The sequence below is a fragment of the Vibrio sp. V42_P2S4T144 genome, assembly GCF_009904715.1.
Lineage (GTDB): Bacteria > Pseudomonadota > Gammaproteobacteria > Enterobacterales > Vibrionaceae > Vibrio > Vibrio alginolyticus.
The window spans coordinates 1-8,669 of record NZ_WXWS01000143.1 but is presented as its reverse complement, the minus strand read 5'-3'; the positions used below and the strand labels follow the sequence as shown (position 1 = coordinate 8,669).

The 8,669-nt window shown below is 46.2% G+C and carries 7 protein-coding genes; 6 read left to right on the top strand and 1 reads right to left on the bottom strand.

Going from position 1 to position 8,669, the window contains the following annotated elements; all coding sequences use genetic code 11:
• Positions 1-279: 279 nt before the first annotated feature.
• The 6 genes from dnaA to CAG68_RS04690 all read left to right on the top strand — a co-directional run bounded on the left by dnaA (position 280) and on the right by CAG68_RS04690 (position 8,101).
• Positions 280-1,686: a chromosomal replication initiator protein DnaA gene (dnaA, locus tag CAG68_RS04715; RefSeq protein WP_005378835.1), complete on the top strand. Its 1,407-nt coding sequence runs from the start codon at positions 280-282 to the stop codon at positions 1,684-1,686.
• A 63-nt stretch (positions 1,687-1,749) separates the two neighbouring features.
• Positions 1,750-2,850, top strand: coding sequence for a DNA polymerase III subunit beta (gene dnaN / locus CAG68_RS04710; RefSeq protein WP_005394106.1), 1,101 nt, complete (start codon positions 1,750-1,752; stop codon positions 2,848-2,850).
• 9 nt (positions 2,851-2,859) lie between these two features.
• A complete protein-coding gene (gene recF, locus CAG68_RS04705) occupies positions 2,860-3,939 on the top strand; it encodes a DNA replication/repair protein RecF (protein ID WP_005378839.1) in 1,080 nt (359 codons plus the stop codon).
• 13 nt (positions 3,940-3,952) lie between these two features.
• Entirely contained in the window at positions 3,953-6,370 is a 2,418-nt protein-coding gene (gyrB, locus tag CAG68_RS04700) for a DNA topoisomerase (ATP-hydrolyzing) subunit B (RefSeq protein WP_005378841.1), read from the top strand.
• Positions 6,371-6,713: 343 nt separating this feature from the next.
• Positions 6,714-7,130, top strand: coding sequence for a GreA/GreB family elongation factor (locus CAG68_RS04695; RefSeq protein WP_017635594.1), 417 nt, complete (start codon positions 6,714-6,716; stop codon positions 7,128-7,130).
• Positions 7,131-7,663: 533 nt separating this feature from the next.
• Positions 7,664-8,101, top strand: coding sequence for an Hsp20 family protein (locus tag CAG68_RS04690; protein WP_005378857.1), 438 nt, complete (start codon positions 7,664-7,666; stop codon positions 8,099-8,101).
• A 126-nt stretch (positions 8,102-8,227) separates the two neighbouring features.
• Here CAG68_RS04690 and CAG68_RS04685 read toward each other — a convergent pair.
• Positions 8,228-8,669 (bottom strand): aminotransferase class I/II-fold pyridoxal phosphate-dependent enzyme (locus CAG68_RS04685; protein WP_161440832.1); only part of this gene is annotated, 442 nt, incomplete at its 5' end.

Sequence of the window (8,669 nt, the reverse complement as noted above, 5' to 3'; positions counted from 1 at the left end):
GAACTGAACCTAGCGAAATGATCGACAAAATCAGCATTGGGAATAAAATAATACACAGACTTATCACCAATCGCTCGATCTTGTGAATTTTGCCCAATTGTGGATCGTTGTGTGGGCAAATTTGGGGCAAGGTGTGTTGATCTCATCAAGTTTGCAGAAATAATTGTGAATAACTTGGATCTTATTCACTGGATCGTCGATCAATCGCTGGCGATCTTGGTTATCAACAGGTAAAATTGCCAGTCTTTTCCGATAATTCAATTACTCAGTGGGGGCACCGTGTCATCTTCGCTTTGGCTGCAATGTTTGCAGCAGCTTCAAGAAGAGCTACCAGCTACAGAATTCAGCATGTGGGTTCGTCCGCTACAAGCGGAGCTCAATGACAATACTCTCACTCTATTCGCGCCAAACCGCTTTGTGTTGGACTGGGTGCGTGATAAGTATCTGAACAATATTACTCGCTTACTGCAGGAATACTGCGGTGGCGATATTCCTAACTTACGCTTTGAAGTGGGGAGCCGACCTGTCTCTGCTCCAAAACCAGCGCCGACACGTACGCCTGCAGATGTGGCTGCCGAGTCATCTGCACCTGCACAATTACAAGCGCGTAAGCCAGTACACAAAACCTGGGATGACGACGCTCAAGCGATTGCGGCTATCAATCACCGCTCAAACATGAACCCAAAACACAAGTTCGACAACTTTGTTGAAGGTAAGTCGAACCAACTGGGTTTGGCTGCGGCGCGTCAGGTATCGGATAATCCTGGAGCTGCTTACAACCCGCTGTTCCTATACGGCGGCACGGGCTTGGGTAAAACGCACTTGTTGCATGCGGTGGGCAACGCGATTGTGGATAACAACCCGAACGCAAAAGTGGTCTACATGCACTCAGAACGTTTTGTGCAAGACATGGTAAAAGCGCTGCAAAACAATGCGATTGAAGAATTCAAACGCTACTACCGCAGCGTTGATGCGCTCCTTATCGATGACATCCAATTCTTTGCTAATAAAGAACGTTCACAAGAAGAATTCTTCCATACCTTCAACGCACTATTGGAAGGTAATCAGCAGATCATTCTAACGTCTGACCGTTATCCTAAAGAAATTAATGGCGTTGAAGATCGTCTTAAATCTCGCTTTGGTTGGGGGCTTACTGTTGCGATCGAGCCGCCTGAGCTTGAAACGCGTGTGGCGATCTTGATGAAAAAAGCCGAAGATCACCAAATCCACCTTGCTGATGAAGTGGCATTCTTCATTGCCAAGCGTCTGCGTTCGAACGTTCGTGAGCTCGAAGGTGCACTGAACCGTGTTATCGCGAACGCGAACTTTACTGGTCGTCCAATTACGATTGATTTTGTTCGTGAAGCGCTGCGCGATCTGCTTGCTCTACAAGAGAAGCTGGTGACGATCGATAACATTCAAAAGACCGTGGCGGAATATTACAAGATTAAAGTAGCGGACTTGCTGTCTAAGCGTCGCTCTCGTTCTGTTGCGCGTCCTCGTCAGCTGGCCATGGCGTTAGCAAAAGAACTAACCAACCATAGCTTGCCTGAAATTGGCGATGCGTTTGGGGGCCGCGATCATACGACCGTACTTCATGCTTGTCGCAAGATTGAGCAGCTGCGTGAAGAGAGCCACGACATTAAAGAAGATTACTCTAACTTGATTCGCACCCTGTCTTCGTAATCGGTTAGAATAACGGTATTCTAAGCAAATCATTTATTGAGCTGACAGCGTAAAGAGCCAAGCATGAAATTTACCATTGAACGTAGTCATTTAATCAAACCGCTACAGCAGGTTTCGGGCGCTTTAGGTGGCCGACCAACTCTGCCAATCTTGGGTAACCTACTTCTTAAAGTAGAAGAGAACGTATTGTCGATGACGGCAACCGATCTTGAAGTAGAGTTAGTAAGCAAAGTGACGCTAGAAGGTGATTTTGAAGCGGGCAGCATTACCGTTCCTTCGCGTAAGTTTCTCGATATCTGCCGTGGTTTACCGGACGATGCGATCATCACATTTGTATTAGAAGGTGATCGCGTACAAGTTCGCTCTGGTCGCAGCCGTTTCTCATTGGCAACACTTCCTGCGAACGATTTCCCTAATATTGAAGACTGGCAAAGCGAAGTGGAAGTATCACTGAGCCAAGCCGATCTACGTACGCTGATCGACAAAACTCAGTTCTCGATGGCGAATCAAGACGTTCGTTACTACCTCAACGGCATGTTGTTTGAAATTGACGGCACCACGTTACGCAGCGTGGCGACGGACGGCCACCGTATGGCGGTATCGCAAACTCAGCTAGGTGCAGACTTTGCGCAGAAGCAAATCATCGTGCCACGCAAAGGTGTGCAAGAATTAGTAAAGTTGATGGATGCGCCAGAGCAGCCTGTAGTACTTCAGATCGGTAGCTCCAATGTTCGTGCTGAGGTGAATAACTTTACTTTTACCTCTAAGTTGGTTGATGGTCGTTTCCCTGACTACCGCCGTGTATTGCCTCAGAGCACCAATAAGACCCTAATAGCAAGTTGTGACGAGTTGCGCCAAGCCTTCTCTCGTGCTGCGATTCTTTCCAACGAAAAATTCCGTGGCGTGCGTGTGAATCTGGCTGATACTGAAATGCGCATAACCGCGAATAACCCAGAACAAGAAGAAGCGGAAGAGATGCTTGATGTAACCTTTGAAGGTGACGCTATCGAAATCGGCTTTAACGTAAGCTATGTGCTTGATGTTCTGAACACGTTGCGTTGTGAAAATGTACGTGTGTCGATGTCGGATGCTAACGCTAGCGCGTTGATTGAAAATGCCGACGATGACAGTGCCATGTACGTGGTGATGCCAATTCGTCTATAAGCCAACTGAATGCCTCTTTCTCGTCTCATCATTCAGCAGTTTCGAAACATTAAAGCCTGTGATATTGAGTTATCAGCAGGCTTTAACTTTCTTATCGGGCCGAACGGCAGCGGTAAAACCAGTGTCTTAGAAGCGGTTTATCTGCTCGGGCATGGCCGCTCATTCAAGAGCTCTCTCACCGGACGAGTGATACAAAATGAGTGTGACGAACTGTTTGTTCATGGTCGTTTTTTGAACTCGGATCAATTTGAGCTACCTATCGGCATTAATAAGCAGCGTGATGGCTCAACAGAGGTTAAAATAGGCGGTCAATCTGGACAAAAATTAGCGCAGCTGGCACAAGTTCTGCCTCTGCAGTTGATACACCCAGAAGGGTTTGATTTACTGACAGATGGCCCTAAACATCGTCGTGCGTTTATTGATTGGGGCGTGTTTCATACCGAGCCCGCTTTTTATCAAGCATGGGGAAGGTTCAAGCGCCTGAACAAGCAGCGCAACGCGTTGTTGAAAACCGCCAATAGTTATCGTGAGCTCAGTTATTGGGATCAGGAAATGGCAGGATTGGCTGAAAACATCAGCCAATGGCGAGCAAGTTACATCGAGCAGATGAAAACTGTCGCAGAAACTATCTGTCAGACATTTTTGCCAGAATTTGAGATCCAATTGAAGTATTATCGTGGCTGGGATAAAGACACTCCATACCACGAGATACTAGAAAAGAATTTTGAGCGTGATCAGGCATTGGGATACACCTTTAGTGGCCCAAACAAAGCTGATTTGCGCATTAAAGTGAACGGAACGCCCGTTGAAGATGTTCTGTCACGCGGTCAATTAAAACTCATGGTGTGTGCATTGCGTGTAGCGCAAGGGCAACACCTGACAGAGATGGCCGGTAAACAATGCATTTACCTAATTGATGACTTCGCGTCGGAATTAGATAGCCAACGTCGCAAGCGTCTTGCTGACTGCTTAAAAGAGACGGGCGCACAAGTATTTGTAAGCTCTATCACTGAAAGCCAAATCGCCGATATGTTGGACGATAACGGTAAATTGTTTCATGTGGAACATGGCAGGATAGAGTCAAACTAGAAGAGAGAAACTCATGTCTGAAAATTACGATTCATCGAGTATTAAGGTACTGAAGGGTCTGGATGCGGTACGTAAGCGTCCAGGAATGTACATCGGCGATACGGACGACGGCACCGGCCTTCACCACATGGTTTTCGAGGTGGTGGATAACTCAATTGATGAAGCGTTGGCAGGTCACTGTAAAGACATCGTTGTGACAATTCATGAGGATAACTCGGTTTCCGTTAGCGATGATGGTCGTGGCATTCCAACAGAAATCCACTCAGAGGAAAATGTCTCTGCAGCAGAAGTAATCATGACGGTTCTTCACGCGGGTGGTAAGTTCGACGATAACTCATACAAAGTATCGGGTGGTCTTCACGGGGTAGGTGTTTCAGTAGTAAACGCACTATCAGAGAAAGTTGAGCTAACGATTCATCGTGGTGGCCATATCCATACGCAAACCTACCGACATGGTGAGCCTCAAGCGCCACTAGCCGTTGTGGGTGATACGGATAAAACCGGTACACAAATTCGTTTCTGGCCAAGTGCCGAAACGTTCTCTAACACTGAGTTCCACTATGACATTCTGGCGAAACGCCTGCGTGAACTGTCATTCCTGAACTCTGGTGTGTCGATCAAATTGGTTGATGAACGTGAAGCGGACAAACATGATCACTTCATGTATGAAGGTGGTATTCAAGCGTTCGTTGATCACCTAAACACCAACAAAACGCCAATCATCGAAAAAATCTTCCACTTTAACTCTGAGCGTGAAGACGGCATTTCAGTTGAAGTGGCGATGCAATGGAACGATGGTTTCCAAGAGAACATCTTCTGCTTTACCAACAATATCCCACAGCGTGATGGTGGTACTCACCTTGCTGGTTTCCGTGCTGCGCTAACACGTACATTGAACAGCTTTATGGATAAAGAAGGTTTCTCGAAGAAAGCGAAAACAGCGACTTCAGGCGACGATGCGCGTGAAGGTCTAACTGCGGTTGTTTCGGTGAAAGTGCCTGATCCTAAGTTCTCAAGCCAAACAAAAGACAAACTAGTTTCTTCTGAAGTGAAATCAGCTGTTGAGTCTGCAATGGGTGAAAAACTGTCTGAGTTCCTGATTGAGAACCCGACAGAAGCGAAGATGGTTTGTTCGAAAATCATCGATGCAGCACGTGCACGTGAAGCTGCGCGTAAAGCTCGTGAAATGACGCGCCGTAAAGGTGCACTAGACCTAGCTGGCCTTCCAGGTAAACTTGCAGACTGTCAGGAAAAAGACCCGGCACTCTCTGAACTATACATAGTGGAGGGTGATTCGGCAGGCGGCTCCGCAAAACAAGGCCGTAACCGTAAGAACCAAGCGATCCTACCGCTAAAAGGTAAGATTCTTAACGTAGAAAAAGCACGTTTCGACAAGATGCTATCTTCTCAAGAAGTAGCAACACTGATCACCGCACTAGGTTGTGGTATCGGTCGTGACGAGTACAACCCGGACAAGCTTCGTTACCACAACATCATCATCATGACCGATGCCGATGTCGATGGTTCGCACATCCGTACGCTACTGTTGACCTTCTTCTACCGTCAAATGCCAGAGCTTATCGAGCGTGGTTACGTGTACATCGCTCAGCCACCACTATACAAAGTGAAAAAAGGCAAACAAGAGCAGTACATCAAAGATGAAGAAGCGATGAACCAATACCAAGTATCATTAGCTCTGGATAATGCATCGCTACACGTAAACGCAGAAGCACCTGCACTGGCTGGTGAAGCACTAGAGAAGCTTGTTCAACAGTACAATGCGGGTATTAAACTGGCGGAACGTATGAGCCGTCGCTACCCAAGTGCTTTGGTAAACGAGTTGATTTACACTCCTCGCCTAACGCCAGAGCAATGCCATGACGCATCAGTTGTGGAAGCTTGGACGAAGCAGCTTATTGAACAGCTGAATGCGAAAGAAGTGGGTGCAAGCCAGTACAGCTACGAAGTTGAGCAGCACGAAGAGCTAGGCTTAAACTTGCCTAAGATTGTGGTTCGTACTCACGGCGTGACGCACGAACATGCAATTAGCATCGACTTCCTAAACTCGAAAGAGTACGGCAAGTTGGCTGATCTATCAGAAGCACTTGATGGACTTCTGGAAGAAGGCGCGTACATCAAACGTGGTGAGCGTACTATGCCAGTGGCAAACTTTGCAGAAGCGCTTGACTGGTTAGTGAAAGAGTCAATGCGTGGCTTAAGCCGTCAGCGCTACAAAGGTCTAGGTGAGATGAACCCAGACCAACTTTGGGAAACCACCATGGACCCAGAAACTCGTCGTATGATGCAGGTAACGATTGAAGATGCGGTAGGTGCAGATCAACTGTTCACTACGCTAATGGGTGACCAAGTAGAACCTCGTCGTAACTTCATCGAAGAGAACGCACTGAAAGTAGCGAACCTAGACGTATAACGACACTGTTCGTGATAGTAAAAAGCAGCGAGAAATCGCTGCTTTTTTTGTTGTACCACCAGCTAAAATCGCCACTTTCTGCTAAAGCGGATGTTTTTCTGGTACTAACTGCCAACAACCCGATCAAGCCTGCCATTTTATTTCTGTTTTCTTTTTTTCTCGCCATTTTGTTCGCTTGAGCGTTTTTGCTTTCTTTTTTCTGCTCGCTATAGTGCTGAAGAGCTGATGAATAAGGAGACTAAGAAAATGGTGATGACTTTCCTGAACTAAGCCGGAAGTGATGCACTTCCGGTTCAATGCACTGAATTTATTTGTAAGACAAGGCATTAAGAAGGAAATAATCATGTTTGAACGCTGGTTCTCAGCGTACTGCTTGGCGCTGCGAACTTGGTGGTTAACCAGTCGCTTTTTAACCTATCAATCACCACTAAGGTTGTTATCGCTATTTGAAATCTGCGAGCAACAAGCCCATTGCCGTAACCGAGCTCGTATTGCGGTTGGGGACACGGTTCGCTTAGTGGATGTTGAACGCGCCTATCAATATCGCATGACATTGGTCAGCTCGCGTAAGGGGCAACCCATGACAGGTATGCTCGCGGTCGATTCTTATTTGGGGTCTCGACTGTTAGGTCGAGCTAAAAATGATGCGCTCGAAGTGGAAATTTTTAATCAGCGACGCTGCTTTGTGATTACTGAAATTGTTCATCAATCGCAGCCACCAGCTCAGAAAATGCTGTGTGGTTGTCTGTTGTGCCAATAAATAGAGGTGAAGTCATGAGTAAGAAAGAAAAGAAACAACCGCAGTTGAGTCTAAAAGAAAAGCGCAAACTAAAGCAGGAAAAGGCGGCAGAAAAGGACGTTGTAAAAGCGCGTAAATCCTCCCGCAAGTAAAGTGTAGATTGAGCCCCCCAGAACGGCGGGCTTTTTATCACAGATCGCGAAGTGATGAGGAACTAAGCTGTTCAAGGGGATAGTGGATGCTTTAAAAATTTTTTATTTTTTCCCTTGAAAGTCATTTTTGACGACCTTATATCTAGTTACGAAGAGGGTGACTGGCTTGCTAGAGACTAGAAGACCAGCCCTCTGAAATCGCTAAAACGAGATCGCTCAGAAGAGGATATGGCGTTTTAGCACACAACTTAAACCTTTAGATTCAATATCATGTCTCCGAGCCAAACCAAGGCCAGTGGAATGATAAGAATCTCTTAGTTCGGCGTTGGTTTTTGCATAAACACGCCAGTAGGATGAAACTCATCTGAACTAAGACTATTGCTTAATTAAGAGGATAGATTTATGCGTAATGTAGATTTCTCACCACTATACCGTAATGCAATTGGCTTTGATCGTCTGCTAAACCTGATGGAAGCGAATACAGCGAAAAATACTTCTGGCGGTTACCCTCCATACAACATTGAGCAAAAAGACGAGCACAACTACCGTATTACTATGGCCGTTGCTGGCTTTGCTGAAGAACAGCTCGATCTGACTCAAAACGAAAACATGTTGATTGTAAAGGGCGAACGTAAAGCCGAAGAAGGCAAAAACTATGTTTACCAAGGTATTGCAGAACGTGATTTTGAACGTAAATTCCAGCTAGCGGATTACGTAAAAGTTGTCGGTGCATCAATGGAAAACGGTCTACTTCATATCGATTTAGTTCGTGAAATCCCTGAAGCCATGCAACCACGTAAGATTGCTATCGGTGGTAACAACCTGATTGAGAACAACTAATCAGTTAACCACCCAGTTATAGAATGAGAAAGAGCGCCATATGGGCGCTCTTTTTAGTTTGGGGTTTTCAAATCCGCTATTTTAAAGCCGTAATTTCAAAGAGAAGAACGGCTGAGTTCAATCCATCTATTTACCTTCGCGGTAAGCCTTTTCCACTTCTTCAGCGATAATCGCAATGCCTTTTTGCATCATCTCATCATCTTGAACGTAGTTCATACGCAGGCATTGGTGCGCGTGATCCCACTCGTCTTGCTGACCAATAAAGAAATATTCACCAGGGACAATCAATACGCCACGCGCTTTCAAGCGTTGGTACAGTTCCATTGTTGTGATTGGCAGTTCATCAAACCATAACCACAAGAAGATAGCGCCTTCCGGCTTGTGGATGCGGAATCGCTCATCGGTAATTGCTTGTTGGAGCAGTTCAACCGCACGTTGTGATTTTTGCTTGTAGAACGGCTTAATCACCTCTGAACTCAGTTTAAGCAGATCGCCTTTGCCAATTATATGGTTTGCCAGCGCTGGACCAACACTGCCCGGCGCTAGGCTGATGATGCCGTTCATATTG